The following is a 15,083-nucleotide window of genomic DNA, read 5'->3' as shown; positions in this document are numbered from 1 at the left end:
CGGGATTTTTTTTCGCCTATATACTTATATTTGATGAACGACCATAGAAATAACTATTAAATGAAACTTTTAGAAGGAAAAAATGTAATCATAACCGGTGCCAGTCGTGGCATTGGAAAGGGAATAGCCAAAGTATTTGCCCAACATGGTGCCAACATAGCATTTACCTATAGTTCTAGCGAAACTCCTGCATTGGAATTGGAAAAAGAGCTTAGTGGGCTAGGTGTAAAAGCGAAAGCGTATAAAAGTAATGCGGCAAGCTACGCCGAGGCCGAAACACTTGTAACAGAGGTGTTGAAGGATTTTGATGGGGTAATCGATGTTCTAATAAACAATGCGGGTATTACAAAGGATAATTTGTTGATGCGTATGTCCGAAGAGGATTTTGATTCAGTGATGGACATCAACCTAAAATCCGTCTTCAACATGACCAAGGCCACACAGCGTACCTTCCTAAAACAACGAAAAGGGTCTATTATCAATATGAGCAGTGTGGTAGGGGTGAAAGGAAATGCCGGGCAGACCAATTACGCAGCTTCCAAAGCTGGTATGATCGGGTTTACAAAATCGGTCGCATTGGAACTTGGTTCCAGAAATATTCGATGCAATGCCATCGCCCCAGGTTTCATAGAAACTGAAATGACGGAAAAGCTGGATGAAAAAACGGTCCAAGGTTGGCGGGATGGGATTCCCTTGAAACGAGGGGGAACCACAGAGGATATTGCTAACGCATGCCTGTTCTTTGCATCGGATTTATCGGCCTATGTCACCGGACAAGTCCTTAATGTGGATGGTGGTATGTTAACCTAGGTATTCCTATACTTATGGACTTCTAAAAGTCATCAATACAATTTCAATTAATGCGAACTGAAACAGTCCTACTTATTATTTTAGCCGCCCTGGTGGCTATTTTGGTGGCACTGCTTCAATATGAAAGGGCCAAATTATCAATTTACTTGGCAATTTTACGGTTTTTTGGGGTATTTGGGATTTTACTTTTACTTATCAATCCACAATTTTCCAACACCACGTTTACTATAGAAAATCCGGTTTTGAATGTCTTGGTAGACAATTCCTCATCGGTAAAAAACAATGAAAGCGAGATCAAATCCATTTTGTCCAAGCTTGATAATGCTGAAGGACTTAAAGATAGGTTTTCAATAAATCATTTTGTCTTTGGAGAAGACGTAAAGCCCATGGACAGTCTATCCTTTACGGATAAATTGACCAATATTCACCTACCTATTTCGAATATAAATGAGGCGTTCAGACGAAAACAGGGTGCAATGCTTCTTATTTCTGATGGAAACCAGAATGTTGGAAGGGACTATACCTATACTAAGGGAAAAAACAAAGTCATTTACACCGTAACCGTTGGCGATACCACGGCCTATAGGGATTTGGCATTGGGCCCTGTAATTACCAACACTTATGCCTTCCTAAACAATAGATTTCCCTTGGAAACCTATGTTAGATATCATGGAAGTGGGGAAATAACAACGAAGATTGATGTTAAAATTGGCAATACAATTGTCTTTTCCGATAATCTAAATTTATCGGAATCCAAAAATTTTCAGACTGTAAATACCCTTATCGATGCTAGTAGTGTAGGACTAAAACGAATACTAGTTAGCGCTTCAGTATTACCTTCAGAAAGGAATGTCATTAATAATACACGTGAGACCACTGTGGAAGTCATTGATGAAAAGACAAATGTTGGGATTGTTTCTGAGGTACTACATCCTGATTTGGGCGCATTCAAAAAGGCCATAGAAAGTAATGAACAGCGCAAAGTCTATGTACTAAAACCAAATTCCCCGACCAATGAGTTGGAAGAAATGGATATTTTTTTCCTTTATGAACCCACCAGAAGTTTCAATTCCATTTTCCAATACATCAAGAACAAAAAATCCAACTACTTGATCATTACAGGTGTCAATACAGACTTTAGCTTTCTCAACCAGGTTCAGGACGATTTTGAGGTTGAGTTAGGTTATCCGGCACAGGAAGTGTTCGGTCGACTGAATGTAGGTTTTTCCAATTTTGACATTTCCAATTTTGATACCGATAGTTTTCCTCCCTTAACGAGCGATGCCGGTCCCTTAGTAATCAATTCCCCATTCGATGTGTTAATGGATTCGGAAATAAAGGGCGTGAATATTAATTCACCAATGCTCAGTGTCTTTGAAAACGATTCATGGAAAAAGGGACTCTGGGTAGGTACGGATATTTGGAGATGGAGGGCACAAACCTACCGCAATACGGGAGAGTTTTCCAATTTCGATGGTTTTTTGGGTACACTGGTAAGATATCTTTCCGGAAGTGCAAAAAAGGAAAGGCTAAACTTGGAATACAATAGTTTGTACGAAGGTAGCAATGCCGCGATAATTACGGCTACCTATTTTGACAAAGCTTATTTGTTCGACCCAAATGCCATCTTGAACATCACCTTGACGCATTTGGATAGTGGGCGTTCAACTTCACGGTCTATGGCCATCAAGAATGGGTACTATGAAGCGGATCTAAGCGACCTGGCCCCTGGAGACTATGAGTTTTTGGTAGAAGTTGTAGGCGAAGAAATTGCTAAAAAGGGAAGCTTTGTTATTTCAGATTTCGACCTTGAGAAACAATTTGTTTCAAGTGATTACAAAAAAATGGCATTGTTGGCCGACAATACAGGAGGCTCTTCCTATTTTCCGGACCAAATAGATGTTCTGATAAACGATATAAGTGCCAATAACAACTATGTTCCCATACAGAAAAGCGTTGAAAATATCGTATCTTTGATAGATTACAGGATACTATTGGCCATTATCATTTTGGCCTTCACATTGGAGTGGTTCCTCAGAAAGTATAACGGTTTAATCTAAACAAATTTATAATGGACAAATTACCAAAAATTGCCTTACCGGCAATATTCATTTTTATAGTGTTGGTTATCTTAATATCCAAGTCTGCCGTGACCATAGGTTCCGGAGAAGCGGGTGTACTTTACAAAACTTTTGGTAACGGGGTCGTAACGGACCAGCCGCCTATGGGTGAAGGATTTCACCTAGTTGCCCCATGGAACAAGGTTTTTATATACGAAGTTCGGCAACAGGAGGTGTTCGAAAAAATGAACGTGCTTTCTAGCAATGGATTGGATATCAAGTTGGATGCGTCCGCCTGGTTTCAGCCCAAATACGACGACCTGGGTAAATTGCATCAGCAAAAGGGAGAGGATTATGTACAACGCGTTTTATTGCCTACCATACGATCTGCCGCAAGATCGGTAGTTGGCCGTTATACTCCGGAACAGCTTTATTCAAGTAAAAGGGATGCCATTCAAATGGAAATCTTTGAAGAAACCAAAAAAATTGTAAACGATGAGTACATTCAGTTAAATGAAATCTTGGTACGTGATGTAACGCTTCCTCCCACTATAAAAGACGCCATAGAGCGTAAATTAAAGCAGGAACAAGAGTCGTTGGAATATGAGTTTCGATTGATTACGGCAGAAAAGGAAGCCGAAAAAGTTAGGATTGAGGCACAGGGTAAGGCAGATGCCAATAGGATTTTGAGTGCGTCATTGAACGATCAAATTTTAAGGGATAAGGGAATAGATGCTACGCTTCGTATGTCAGAATCTCCAAACGCCAAGGTTATCGTAATAGGTGGGGGAGAATCCGGATTGCCCTTAATTCTAGGAAATAACTAATTTGTTTAAATTGTTATTTTTCAAAAATATTCTTTTACACAAGAAAATTAAATTTTATTTTTACATCGAAATGAGAAAAAACAATAATACACATCATCATTTTTATACTTGCTCTCAAGCGAGGTAAAAATGTATTGTAGTATTACAAACATATTTTAAAACCCGTTTGAGCAATCAAACGGGTTTTGTTTTTGGCTCTGATAATATTTGCCAACTAAAATTAAAAATCGATAATGACAAAGATTAGGATTGCTATTCAAAAATCGGGAAGACTCAATGAAGACTCCCTTCAGATTCTAAAGGACTGTGGTATTTCCATTGACAATGGGAAAGATCAGTTAAAAGCCTCTAGCCGAAACTTTCCCATGGAAGTGTTTTACCTACGTAATGGTGATATTCCCCAGTATTTGAGGGACGGTGTGGTGGATGTTGCCATCATTGGTGAAAACGTATTGATAGAAAAGGGAGCCGACATTTCCATTGCGGAAAAACTTGGTTTTTCAAAATGCAAGGTGTCCTTGGCGGTACCTAAGTCGGTCAAGTATAAATCCGTTCAGGATTTTGAAGGAAAACGCATTGCTACATCATACCCCAATACTGTTACCAATTATTTAAAGAAAAAAGGGGTTCGTGCAGATCTACACATCATAAATGGTTCTGTGGAGATAGCCCCAAATATTGGCTTGGCTGATGCCATCTGTGACATCGTATCTAGTGGCAGTACGCTGTTCAAGAATAATTTGAAGGAGGTAGAAGTAATGTTGACCAGTGAAGCTGTATTGGCTGTGTCGCCCCAAATCTCGGAGGAACGCAAAGCTTTGCTTAAAAGACTACAGTTTAGGATACAATCCGTCCTAAGGGCCAGGAAATCAAAATACGTACTATTAAACGCCCCAAACGAGAAGTTACAGGAAATACTGAAGTTATTACCAGGAATGCGCAGCCCAACTGTGTTGCCATTGGCAGAAGAGGGGTGGAGCTCGGTTCATACGGTAATAGATAAGGATACTTTTTGGGAGGTAATTGATGAATTGAAGAAGGCCGGTGCTGAAGGTATTTTGGTTTGTCCTATTGAGAAGATGGTTTTATAAAAGGCTATTGGCTGTTAGCTTTTTGCTATTCGCCTAACATTATTATTAATTATTAGCCAAGGGCTAATTGCTATTTAAGAAATGAACAAGATTTATAACCCTAGTAGAGAATCGTGGTCCACTATACTTAAACGACCAACGCAGACCGTGTCCGACATTGAGGATATTGTGGATACTGTTTTTGCCGAAGTAAAAAAAGGAGGGGATTCCATTTTGAAAACGTATACGGAGAAGTTTGACGGAGTTTCTTTGTACACCCTAGGGGTGACCCAAGAGGAAGTAGATCAAGCGAGTCTGCATGTTTCGAAGGAATTGAAAAAAGCCATTCAACTGGCCAAAAGCAATATCGAAGAATTCCACAAGGCCCAAAAAACGGAAAGAGTTTTCGTAACAACTGCACCTGGGGTGGATTGTTGGCAAGAAAAACGACCAATTCAAAAAGTAGGTCTATACATACCTGGAGGTACTGCGCCCTTGTTTTCTACCATTCTCATGTTGGCGATCCCTGCTAAATTGGCCGGATGCAAGGAAATAGTACTTTGTACTCCCCCAAACAAGGAAGGAAAAGTAAATCCTGCTATTTTGTATACGGCAGCACTTTGTGGGGTTACCAAAATTTTTAAAGTAGGGGGTATCCAAGCCATTGCGGGAATGACATTTGGAACGGAGTCGGTTCCACATGTGTATAAGATTTTTGGTCCGGGCAACCAATACGTTACGGTTGCCAAGCAAATAGCGACTAAATATGGGGTGGCCATTGATATGCCGGCAGGACCCAGTGAGCTCTTGGTTTTTGCGGATGGTTCTGCAAACCCAGCTTTTGTAGCCTCTGACTTGTTGAGCCAGGCCGAACACGGTGTGGATAGCCAAGTGATTTTAGTCTCTATCTCAAAGGACCTGTTGGATAAAGTTGAAGTTGAAGTAGAAATTCAAATGGTGGATTTACCAAGAAAGGAAATCGCCCAAAAGGCTATAAAAAATAGCAAACTCATCTATGTTAATGATAAAAAAACGGCAGTTGATTTGATCAATGAATATGGACCCGAACATTATATTATCTGTGCCGAAGAAGAGGACTTTTTTATTGAAAATGTGGAGAATGCCGGGTCAGTATTTGTTGGGAACTATACTCCGGAGAGTGCTGGCGACTATGCTTCGGGCACCAACCATACACTGCCTACCAATGGATATGCAAAGCAGTACAGTGGGGTAAACCTTGATAGTTTTATGAAGAGTATGACGTTTCAGAAAATAACCCAAAAAGGCATTCAAAACATTGGCAAAGCGATAGAACTAATGGCGGAGGCCGAAGGGTTGCAGGCACATAAAAATGCGGTAACCTTACGATTGAATGAAATAAATAGTGTCATTTCCAGTGAAGTCGAGAAATCTTAATATGAAAATGTTCGATTTAAATAATTTGATCCGTCAAAACTTAAAAGGTCTAAAACCCTATTCCTCTGCACGGGACGAATATGTGTCGGATGGTTCGGAAATGATTTTTTTGGATGCCAATGAAAACCCTTTTCAGAATGGTGTCAATCGATATCCCGACCCCCAACAAAGAAGTTTAAAGTCCATCCTGGCCCAACATAAAGGTATCAGACAGGAAAATATACTCTTGGGTAATGGAAGTGACGAAGTACTAGATCTCCTTTACAGAGCTTTTTGTGAACCTAAGGTAGACAACATTATTACCCTACCACCTACATACGGTATGTATAAGGTTTTGGCTGATATCAATGTGGTCGAGAACAGGGAAGTATTGTTAATGGATGATTTTCAGCCGAATGTAGCGTCCATTTTGAAAAACGTGGATACACGTACTAAATTATTATTTCTCTGCACTCCCAACAACCCCACCGGGAATAGTTTTGCGGCGGAAAGCATAGAATTTTTATTACAGTCCTTTCAGGGTCTGGTGGTCATCGACGAGGCCTATATTGATTTTTCTTCTGAGGAAAGTTGGGTTTCCAAATTATCTGAATACCCCAATTTGGTGGTAACGCAAACGCTCTCCAAGGCCTATGGAATGGCTGGAATTCGCTTAGGAATTTGTATTGCTTCGGAAGAAATAATATCGGTATTGAACAAAATAAAACCGCCCTATAATGTCAATGAATTGACCCAACAACGGGCATTGGAAAGGGTATTGAATCTGGAGGAAATTAACAAAGAAGTTGAAAATATCCTTAAAGAAAGAAGGGTATTGGAACAATCGTTAAAAACCATTCAATTTGTAGAACAAGTATATCCAACCGATGCCAATTTTATTCTTGCTAGAGTGGATGATGCGTCGCTCAGATATGGACAATTGTTGGAGAAAGGGATTGTCATTAGAAATAGAACTACCCAGCCCCTTTGTGAAAACACATTGAGATTTACGGTGGGGACACATAGGGAAAACGAAAAATTAATTGAATCTTTAAAAGAATTGTCCTAAACATGGAAAATAAAAAAAGAGTCCTATTTATAGATCGTGACGGTACGATCATTAAGGAAACTGCGGACGAACAGATCGACGCTTTTGAAAAAATGATTTTCTTTCCAAAGGCCTTTACTTTTCTAGGTAAAATCGCCAAGGAACTGGATTATGAACTCGTTATGATTACCAATCAGGACGGCTTGGGAACCGATTCCTTCCCGGAAGAAACCTTTTGGCCCGTTCATAATTTCATTCTTAAATCCTTTGAAAATGAAGGCGTGGTTTTCGATAAAGTATTCCTGGACCGCACCTTTCCCCATGAAAACGCCAATACCAGAAAACCGGGTACCGGACTCCTTACTGAATATTTCTCCAACGATTACGACCTTAAAAATTCCTTTGTTATTGGCGACCGATTAACAGATATGGAACTCGCTAAGAATTTGGGTGCCAAAGGTATCTTCATCAATGACGAAACTCATCTGGGCACCGGCGAAATTACGGTGAAACGAGAAGAACTTGATTCCTACATTGCCTTGGAAAGCAACGATTGGGAAAAAATCTATGAGTTCTTAAAACTGAAGGATAGAACGGCTTCTACACATCGTAAAACCAACGAAACGGATATCCTTATCGAGTTGAATTTGGATGGTACGGGAAAAAGCGATATCAATACTGGACTGGCGTTTTTTGACCATATGTTGGACCAATTGGCGCGTCACGGACAAATGGACCTGAAAATTAAAGTAAAAGGGGACTTGGAAGTAGACGAACACCATACCATTGAGGATACAGGTATTGCCTTAGGGGAAGTTTTTTATCGAGCTTTGGGTAACAAATTGGGTATCGAGCGGTATGGGTTTTGTTTGCCTATGGACGATTGTTTGGCACAGGTAGCCATCGACTTTGGAGGTAGGAATTGGTTAGTTTGGGATGCCAAATTTAAACGTGAAAAAATCGGGGACATGCCTACGGAGATGTTCCATCATTTTTTTAAATCCTTTTCGGACGGTGCCAAGGCCAACCTAAATATTAAGGCCGAAGGTACCAATGAACACCATAAAATTGAGGCTATTTTCAAGGCCTTTGCAAAGAGTATAAAAATGGCGGTAAAGCGGGACGTTGAAAAAATGGTCCTACCATCTACGAAGGGCGTGTTATGAAAATAGTTATAATAAATTATGGAGCAGGAAACATCCAAAGTATCAAATTTGCTATAAAAAGGTTGGGGTACGATGCTTTTCTAAGCAATGATGCAGATGAAATACAAAATGCGGACAAAGTTATCTTCCCAGGGGTAGGAGAGGCCAGTAGTGCAATGAAAAAACTAAGGGAAAGCCAATTGGACCAATTGATTCCCAATCTTACCCAACCGGTTTTGGGTATCTGTTTGGGAATGCAGTTGATGTGCAACGGTTCAGAAGAAGGCAATACGAATGGCCTAGGTATCTTTGATGTTGATGTAAAAAGATTCGTTCCGCAAAGCCCAACAGGCACCATAAAAATACCCCAAATAGGATGGAATAAAATAGAACATTTAGGATCAGACTTATTTATGGGGCTTCAAGAGGATTATGTGTATCTGGTGCACAGCTTTTATGCTCCGTTGTGCAAGGAAACGATTGCTCAATGTACCTATGGGTGGGACTACAGCGCCGCACTTCAAAAGGATAATTTTTATGGCACCCAATTCCATCCGGAGAAATCCGGGGATTATGGAGCGAACATATTGAGAAACTTTCTAGCACTATAAAAATGGAAATTGAAAACAGTATCCCCCCTTTGGGAGCTAAGGGGCTTCGGATAATCCCAGCCATAGATATCATAGAAGGTAAGTGTGTGCGTCTCTCCAAAGGAGATTATGATACCAAGAAAATCTATAATGAAAATCCTTTGGAAGTTGCCAAGGAGTTTGAGGCCCATGGTATACAACACCTGCATTTGGTAGATTTGGATGGAGCAAAATCCAAGCATATCGTAAACCATAAAGTTTTGGAACAAATAGCCACAAATACCAATTTGAAAATCGATTTTGGTGGTGGCTTAAAAACAGATGATGATTTGAGAATCGCCTTTGAAAGTGGTGCCAGTCAAATTACCGGTGGAAGCATAGCGGTAAAAAACAGGGAAGTATTTCTTGGTTGGCTGAATGAACATGGGTCGGAAAGAATAATTCTTGGAGCCGATGCCATGGAAGAAAAAGTGGCTGTTTCCGGATGGCAGGAAGAATCGACCGAAGACCTTATTCCTTTTATTCAGGAATATCAAAAGAAAGGTATTCGCTATGTGATCTGTACCGATATTTCCAAGGACGGAATGCTGCAAGGACCCTCGTTTCAACTCTATGAAAAAATAATTGGGGAAACGTCACCGGAAAATCCCATAAAGTTAATTGCTTCAGGTGGAATTTCAACTTTTGACGAGCTTCCAAAACTGGCGGAACTGGGCTGTGAGGGGACTATAATTGGTAAGGCCATATATGAAAATCGAATTACGTTGAAACAATTGGAGGATTTTATATTGAAACATGGATAAGGAAGCACAATTAATAGAGGAGCTGGTCAAAAATGCCCTGTTCCGCATGGACGAAAGTACACGGATGATCAAAAAAAGTCTTGGAAACGTAACCGATAACGAAATTTGGAAAAAACCAAATGATTCCCTCAACAGTATCGGGAACCTTATCCTTCACCTATGTGGAAATATGACCCAATACATTATTTCTTCTTTGGGTGAAGTGGACGATGTGCGTAATAGGGATGCCGAGTTTCAAACCAAAGATGGGCTTACCAAGGAGGAATTGATTAAAAAATTGGAGAATACGGTGGATGATGCCAAAAGGGTCATTTTTGACACCAAGCCGGAGCAAATGGTCAAGATTCGTTCCGTTCAAGGTTTTTCCTTTTCCGGGGTAGGAGTCATTCTGCATGCGGTGGAACATTTTTCCTACCACACGGGCCAAATTGCTTTTTGGGTAAAGCTTTTGAGGGATAAGGATCTAGGTTTTTATGATGGAATGGATTTGAATACTAAAAATGGATAACGTCACGCTTTACAATCGATAAGAATGCTTGCAAAAAGAATCATACCCTGTTTGGACATCAAGGACGGAAGAACCGTAAAGGGCGTCAATTTTGTAGATTTAAGAGATGCGGGAGACCCTGTGGAATTAGCGGAAATCTATAGCATGGAAGGTGCCGATGAGTTGGTTTTCTTGGATATTTCTGCAACGGAGCAAAAAAGGAAAACCTTGGCGGATTTGGTGTACCATGTAGCCGAAAAGGTGAGTATTCCCTTTACGGTAGGTGGTGGAATATCCTCTGTGGAGGACGTAGATATTTTGCTTCAGAATGGAGCGGATAAGGTGTCCATAAATTCCTCCGCAGTTAAGAATCCCCAATTGATCAACGACCTGGTGGCCAAATTCGGCTCCCAATGCATCGTTGTGGCAATCGATGCCAAACAGATAGAAGGAGAATGGACTGTGCATTTAGTTGGCGGAAAGGTCCCCACGAAACGTAAGTTGTTTGAATGGGCAAAGGAAGTGGAAGAACGTGGAGCCGGGGAAATTTTGTTTACCTCCATGGATCATGATGGCACCAAGGATGGCTTTGCCAATAAGGCGTTGGCCCGGTTGTCCAATGAACTTAATATTCCTATAATTGCTTCGGGTGGTGCTGGAACGATGCATCATTTCACAGATACTTTTAAAGAAGGGAAGGCCGATGCAGCCTTGGCCGCCAGTGTATTTCATTTTAAAGAAATAAACATTAAGGATTTAAAGAAGGAATTAAACAAACAGGGAATCCCAGTTAGGATTTAGAATCAAGCAATAAAGAATCGATGAAAAAAATTGGACTAATTGGTGGTATCACGTGGCAATCCACGCAATTATATTATCGGTATTTAAACGAAGCCGTGAATAAAGCCCTTGGCGAATCGCATTCCTGTAAGTTAATACTGGAGTCAGTCGATTTTCAAGAAATATCCGAAAAGCAAAGTAGGGGAGATTGGGAATCATTGAATACCGACTTTGCGGAAATTGGAAAGCGATTGGAAAATGCAGGGGCAGAGATTATTCTAATCGGTGCCAACACCATGCATCTTTGTGCGGACAGCATCAAGGAAAGTACCAGTATACCACTATTGCATATAGCGGAAGCCACTGGGGAGTCCATTGTAACCCAAGGATTGGACAAAGTTCTCTTGTTGGGTACCAAATACACCATGGCGCTTGATTTTTATAAGGATATCCTGAAGAATCAATTTGGAATAACGACCATGGTTCCCAGTGAAACGGACCAAGAGTTGGTTCATAACATCATTTACACGCAACTCGCAAAAGGGATAATCTTGCCTGATTCCAGAAAGGAGTACCAAGCCATTATAGGTAAAGCGGAAGAACTTGGGGCACAAGGAGTAATTTTAGGCTGCACGGAAATCCCGCTGTTAATACAACAGGAACATTGCAATATTCCTACCTTTGATACGACACAAATACATGCAAATGAGGCCGTGAAATTTGCACTGGCCAAATAGAAATATCACATGAAAGCTGATTTTAAAAAGAATACGGACGGACTTGTTCCTGCCATCATCCAAGATGCCAGAACAAAAAATGTGCTCATGTTGGGCTATATGAACGAAGAAGCCTTGCAAAAGACCCAAGAAAGTGGAAAAGTTACTTTTTATAGCCGAACCAAGGAACGTCTGTGGACCAAAGGCGAGGAAAGCGGAAATTTTCTGCACGTGGTGAGCATTAAGAACGATTGTGATAACGACACGCTTTTGATTTATGTCAATCCGGTTGGACCTACCTGCCATACCGGAAGCGATACCTGTTGGAACGAGGAAAATACTTCTAGTTTTGGTTTCTTTTCAGAATTGGAAAATACGATTGCGCAACGTAGGAAAGCGGCCAAAGGCGATGCCTCTTATGTGGCATCCCTTTTTGAAAAGGGCATCAACAAAATTGCCCAAAAAGTAGGGGAGGAGGCTGTTGAAACCGTTATAGAGGCCATGGATGATAAGGATGACCTGTTTCTTTACGAAAGTGCCGATTTGCTTTTTCACTATTTGATTCTATTACAGGCGAAAGGATTTACCTTGAAGGATATTGAATCCGAGTTGATGAAGCGAAAAAAGTAAGCTGAAAAAAATTTCTAAGGTTCAAGTCGCCTTACCCTAATATTCTTGAAATATACCCGTTGCCCATGGTGTTGAAACATAATGTGGCCTTCCTTATCTGAATGAAACTCTGGATTTTCCTTGAACTTGCTTTGCCCCAGCAATTCCCTCATTTCCGGACTGTCCATGGTAAAATCAATAATTTTTTTTCCGTTCAACCAATGCTCAACATGCCCATTATTATGAATTAGCTTGGCCCTATTAAAGTTTCCAATAGGTTTTAATTCCTTGTTTACAGGTTTGATTAAATCATATAAGGAACCAGCAGACCGCACGGCGAGGGTGTCATAAAAATTTTCATCATCCAAGATTTGTAGTTCATAATTGTCCAACCAATTGGGACTGTTCCCATTACCAGATTCCATGGTCAAGTCTTCCTGCATATGAAAGAATACACCGGAATTGGCTGCTGTGTCCACGGCCCACTCATACTCCAATTCAAAGTCCTTAAAACGCTCTTTTGTGATTAGGTCCCTATTGGTGGTATCTGGATTGGCAATTAAAGCTCCATTTTCAACATACCAGATTTCTTGGGGAAATTCGTCCATTCCGTACCCTCTTAGGGCACTGGTCGATGTTCCATCGAAAATGACTACCCAATCACTCTGATCTTGGGGCTCAGCTTTGAGTACGGATTTCTTTTTGTTGGAATCACAAGAACATACCAGGCCAAAAATTAATACAATGCTTAATAATTTTTTCATTTTTGTTGGTCGTTTAGGTATTAAATATCTTGTAGCTTATTCTTCTAAAATCCTCGTCTCGAATCCGTCAATACTTTGGGTGTTCTTGTTTTTCCAATATTCCATTATGTTTTCCTCACCTTGCTTTTCAGCCCAGAGGTTTAAGGTGGTGCGTTCCTCTCTGTAATCCATAAAAGGCACGGCAAAGCCACAGGACGTTTGGACCAAATCCACCTGCATTTCTATAATTTGTCTGGCTCCCGCATTTGGGGGAAATAAATGGGCATATTTTTTAAATCCTTCATCACGCTTGTGGAAAATTGCTGCATTTCCATAAAGCCTTAAAATCATGGGTTTCCCTTCAAAAGCACAGAACAAGATAGTCATTCTATTGTTTTTAATAAGATGCGCAGCCGTTTCGTTACCGCTCCCGGTCAAGTTTAACCAAACTACTTTATTCTCATGGATTACCCTCAGGCTATCGGTTCCTTTTGGGGATACGTTTACACGTCCATCGGAAGCAGCTGTCCCCACGAAGAATATATGCTGATTTTCTATAAACGCCCTTTGTTCGGAACCTATTCCTGGTAACTTTTTTCCCATATGGTTTTTCTATTTTTTTTAAGACTTGAAATTTAAGGATTAAATTAATTTCTGTTTTTATGCATGAATTCCTTTTTAGAATGCATTATTGTAAAACTTTCACTGCTTCATTGTGAAAATGCTGGTCGTTTATGGAAGTATAACTATCATTGCTGTTTGTATTTATATAAAAAACAAACTCCCAACAATAAAATTGGTTAAGTGTTATCAAATTAATTTCTAGGATGTTTAAAAGCTGATATAATTCATAATCGTTTTGTATTTTTAAATTATAACTCTTAAAAGGATTGGAAATGTCGATACTGAACAAGATTAAATGGGTTTTGGGTATATTAATGATTTTTGTACTGATCATAGCCACAAATCTCATTGACCGAAATAATTTTTTAAGGGTTAGGAATTCCGTCACCTCAATCTATGAGGATCGTCTGGTAGTAAAGGATATCATTTATGAAATAGCCAGATATATTCAGGAAAAGGAGCTTGCTATGGTACGGAAGGACTCCACTTTTTACAAAGACAGGGCCATGGTGATAGATGACAAGATTCAAAATTTGATTCTTCGATATCAAGAAACCAAATTGACCAAAGAAGAAGCAAAAGTCTTTGGCGAACTCAAGGGTAATCTTGTGGAACTAGAAGCTCAAGAAGCGAAATTTGTTGAATCTGGGAAGACACAAGAGGAACTTCTTCAATCAAGTATTGATGATATCAATGAAAATCTATATGACCTTTCACAAATTCAGTTAAGCGAAGGTAACCGTCAAATGAACATCAGTAAAAAAGCTGTGGATACCGTAGAATTGTTTACCCAACTTGAAATATATGTGCTGATTGTTCTCGCCATACTAATTCAGATAATTGTTATATATGATCCCAAGAAAAGTGAGGAGAGGTAGGTTTAGAAACGGGGTAGTGTTTAAATTCCTAATTTTTTATTGTCCAATTTTCTTCTTGAAGCACACACTATTCTCCACGCCTACGTAGGGAGGGTAATTGGCCGTTACGGCATAACCGTTTTTTTTATAAAGACCGATGGCTTCCGGTTGCCGAAGCCCTGTTTCCAGTACGATATTTGTAAAACCAAGTTCGCGTGCCCACGCCTCAAGGGTCTTCAAAATTTTGGAGGCAATACCCTTGCCCCTCATTTTGGGGTCCACGTACATTCGCTTTACCTCCACACTTTGTTCATCAAAACGTTTAAAGGCCCCGCAGCCTACCGCAACGCCATCTACCCAATAGACTATACAGTGCCTTAGCTGGGAAATACCGTTATATTGGGAATAAAAGGCAGTTTCCTCACCATCGCGCTCGGCCAAATCCGCATCCAATAACTGCACCAACTTCTGAAAGTCGCCGTTCCTGGAATCCGTTCTAAGAAATCCTTCCTGTTTCAT

At 40.3% G+C, this 15,083-nt stretch carries 17 protein-coding genes; 14 read left to right on the top strand and 3 right to left on the bottom strand.

All coding sequences use genetic code 11. From position 1 onward, the window contains the following. Nucleotides 1–60 precede the first annotated feature (60 nt). From fabG to hisIE, 13 genes are all read left to right on the top strand, one after another. Nucleotides 61–810 (top strand): 3-oxoacyl-[acyl-carrier-protein] reductase, encoded by a 750-nt coding sequence (gene fabG / locus DZC72_RS12395; protein WP_099544618.1) that lies wholly within the window; start codon nt 61–63, stop codon nt 808–810. A 50-nt stretch (nt 811–860) separates the two neighbouring features. After that, nucleotides 861–2,870, top strand: coding sequence for a VWA domain-containing protein (locus tag DZC72_RS12390; protein ID WP_125223237.1), 2,010 nt, complete (start codon nt 861–863; stop codon nt 2,868–2,870). A gap of 11 nt (nt 2,871–2,881) precedes the next feature. After that, nucleotides 2,882–3,697, top strand: coding sequence for a prohibitin family protein (locus tag DZC72_RS12385; RefSeq protein WP_099544620.1), 816 nt, complete (start codon nt 2,882–2,884; stop codon nt 3,695–3,697). A 233-nt stretch (nt 3,698–3,930) separates the two neighbouring features. Further along, entirely contained in the window at nt 3,931–4,788 is an 858-nt protein-coding gene (gene hisG, locus DZC72_RS12380; RefSeq protein ID WP_125223236.1) for an ATP phosphoribosyltransferase, read from the top strand. An 81-nt stretch (nt 4,789–4,869) separates the two neighbouring features. Beyond that, nucleotides 4,870–6,183, top strand: coding sequence for a histidinol dehydrogenase (gene hisD / locus DZC72_RS12375; RefSeq protein WP_125223235.1), 1,314 nt, complete (start codon nt 4,870–4,872; stop codon nt 6,181–6,183). Nucleotide 6,184: 1 nt separating this feature from the next. Continuing rightward, nucleotides 6,185–7,231: a histidinol-phosphate transaminase gene (gene hisC, locus DZC72_RS12370; RefSeq protein WP_125223234.1), complete on the top strand. Its 1,047-nt coding sequence runs from the start codon at nt 6,185–6,187 to the stop codon at nt 7,229–7,231. A 2-nt stretch (nt 7,232–7,233) separates the two neighbouring features. Further along, nucleotides 7,234–8,376, top strand: coding sequence for a bifunctional histidinol-phosphatase/imidazoleglycerol-phosphate dehydratase HisB (hisB, locus tag DZC72_RS12365; RefSeq protein ID WP_125223233.1), 1,143 nt, complete (start codon nt 7,234–7,236; stop codon nt 8,374–8,376). Beyond that, the gene (gene hisH / locus DZC72_RS12360; protein ID WP_125223232.1) at nt 8,373–8,966 is read left to right on the top strand and encodes an imidazole glycerol phosphate synthase subunit HisH; all 594 of its coding nucleotides are present in this window, start codon (nt 8,373–8,375) and stop codon (nt 8,964–8,966) included. The genes hisB and hisH overlap by 4 nt, the downstream gene beginning before the upstream one ends. A 2-nt stretch (nt 8,967–8,968) precedes the next feature. Beyond that, the gene (gene hisA, locus DZC72_RS12355) at nt 8,969–9,748 is read left to right on the top strand and encodes a 1-(5-phosphoribosyl)-5-[(5-phosphoribosylamino)methylideneamino]imidazole-4-carboxamide isomerase (RefSeq protein ID WP_125223231.1); all 780 of its coding nucleotides are present in this window, start codon (nt 8,969–8,971) and stop codon (nt 9,746–9,748) included. Beyond that, entirely contained in the window at nt 9,741–10,256 is a 516-nt protein-coding gene (locus DZC72_RS12350) for a DinB family protein (RefSeq protein ID WP_125223230.1), read from the top strand. Before hisA ends, DZC72_RS12350 begins: the two co-directional genes overlap by 8 nt. Before the next feature lie 24 nt (nt 10,257–10,280). After that, nucleotides 10,281–11,036, top strand: coding sequence for an imidazole glycerol phosphate synthase subunit HisF (gene hisF, locus DZC72_RS12345; RefSeq protein ID WP_125223229.1), 756 nt, complete (start codon nt 10,281–10,283; stop codon nt 11,034–11,036). Between the two features lie 20 nt (nt 11,037–11,056). Then, nucleotides 11,057–11,752: an aspartate/glutamate racemase family protein gene (locus DZC72_RS12340; protein ID WP_125223228.1), complete on the top strand. Its 696-nt coding sequence runs from the start codon at nt 11,057–11,059 to the stop codon at nt 11,750–11,752. Between the two features lie 9 nt (nt 11,753–11,761). Continuing rightward, a complete protein-coding gene (gene hisIE, locus DZC72_RS12335; RefSeq protein WP_125223227.1) occupies nt 11,762–12,361 on the top strand; it encodes a bifunctional phosphoribosyl-AMP cyclohydrolase/phosphoribosyl-ATP diphosphatase HisIE in 600 nt (199 codons plus the stop codon). Between the two features lie 14 nt (nt 12,362–12,375). On the opposite strand, the gene DZC72_RS12330 is transcribed toward hisIE, so the two are convergent. Next, nucleotides 12,376–13,104 carry a 3-keto-disaccharide hydrolase gene (locus DZC72_RS12330; RefSeq protein ID WP_125223226.1) on the bottom strand — a complete coding sequence of 243 codons (729 nt, stop codon included), beginning with the start codon at nt 13,102–13,104 and terminating at the stop codon, nt 12,376–12,378. A 36-nt stretch (nt 13,105–13,140) separates the two neighbouring features. Next, nucleotides 13,141–13,686 carry a pyridoxamine 5'-phosphate oxidase family protein gene (locus DZC72_RS12325; protein ID WP_125223225.1) on the bottom strand — a complete coding sequence of 182 codons (546 nt, stop codon included), beginning with the start codon at nt 13,684–13,686 and terminating at the stop codon, nt 13,141–13,143. 293 nt (nt 13,687–13,979) lie between these two features. On the opposite strand from DZC72_RS12325, the gene DZC72_RS12320 reads away from it, so the two are divergent. Further along, nucleotides 13,980–14,585, top strand: coding sequence for an MCP four helix bundle domain-containing protein (locus tag DZC72_RS12320; protein WP_125223224.1), 606 nt, complete (start codon nt 13,980–13,982; stop codon nt 14,583–14,585). Nucleotides 14,586–14,621: 36 nt separating this feature from the next. On the opposite strand, the gene DZC72_RS12315 is transcribed toward DZC72_RS12320, so the two are convergent. Continuing rightward, nucleotides 14,622–15,083 (bottom strand): GNAT family N-acetyltransferase, encoded by a 462-nt coding sequence (locus DZC72_RS12315; protein ID WP_125223223.1) that lies wholly within the window; start codon nt 15,081–15,083, stop codon nt 14,622–14,624.

It is taken from the genome of Maribacter algicola (genome assembly GCF_003933245.1).
Lineage (GTDB): Bacteria > Bacteroidota > Bacteroidia > Flavobacteriales > Flavobacteriaceae > Maribacter > Maribacter algicola.
This window is presented reverse-complemented; position numbering and strand designations above follow the sequence as displayed.

Bases quoted from the DNA above. Each gene is read 5' to 3' on its own strand.
- hisG (WP_125223236.1), top strand. From the start codon at position 3,931: ATGACAAAGATTAGGATTGCTATTCAAAAATCGGGAAGACTCAATGAA.
- DZC72_RS12325 (WP_125223225.1), bottom strand. From the start codon at position 13,686: ATGGGAAAAAAGTTACCAGGAATAGGTTCCGAACAAAGGGCGTTTATA.
- hisB (WP_125223233.1), top strand. From the start codon at position 7,234: ATGGAAAATAAAAAAAGAGTCCTATTTATAGATCGTGACGGTACGATC.
- fabG (WP_099544618.1), top strand. From the start codon at position 61: ATGAAACTTTTAGAAGGAAAAAATGTAATCATAACCGGTGCCAGTCGT.
- hisH (WP_125223232.1), top strand. From the start codon at position 8,373: ATGAAAATAGTTATAATAAATTATGGAGCAGGAAACATCCAAAGTATC.
- DZC72_RS12320 (WP_125223224.1), top strand. From the start codon at position 13,980: ATGTCGATACTGAACAAGATTAAATGGGTTTTGGGTATATTAATGATT.
- DZC72_RS12330 (WP_125223226.1), bottom strand. From the start codon at position 13,104: ATGAAAAAATTATTAAGCATTGTATTAATTTTTGGCCTGGTATGTTCT.
- DZC72_RS12350 (WP_125223230.1), top strand. From the start codon at position 9,741: ATGGATAAGGAAGCACAATTAATAGAGGAGCTGGTCAAAAATGCCCTG.
- DZC72_RS12385 (WP_099544620.1), top strand. From the start codon at position 2,882: ATGGACAAATTACCAAAAATTGCCTTACCGGCAATATTCATTTTTATA.
- DZC72_RS12340 (WP_125223228.1), top strand. From the start codon at position 11,057: ATGAAAAAAATTGGACTAATTGGTGGTATCACGTGGCAATCCACGCAA.
- hisA (WP_125223231.1), top strand. From the start codon at position 8,969: ATGGAAATTGAAAACAGTATCCCCCCTTTGGGAGCTAAGGGGCTTCGG.
- hisIE (WP_125223227.1), top strand. From the start codon at position 11,762: ATGAAAGCTGATTTTAAAAAGAATACGGACGGACTTGTTCCTGCCATC.
- hisF (WP_125223229.1), top strand. From the start codon at position 10,281: ATGCTTGCAAAAAGAATCATACCCTGTTTGGACATCAAGGACGGAAGA.
- DZC72_RS12315 (WP_125223223.1), bottom strand. From the start codon at position 15,083: ATGAAACAGGAAGGATTTCTTAGAACGGATTCCAGGAACGGCGACTTT.
- DZC72_RS12390 (WP_125223237.1), top strand. From the start codon at position 861: ATGCGAACTGAAACAGTCCTACTTATTATTTTAGCCGCCCTGGTGGCT.
- hisC (WP_125223234.1), top strand. From the start codon at position 6,185: ATGAAAATGTTCGATTTAAATAATTTGATCCGTCAAAACTTAAAAGGT.
- hisD (WP_125223235.1), top strand. From the start codon at position 4,870: ATGAACAAGATTTATAACCCTAGTAGAGAATCGTGGTCCACTATACTT.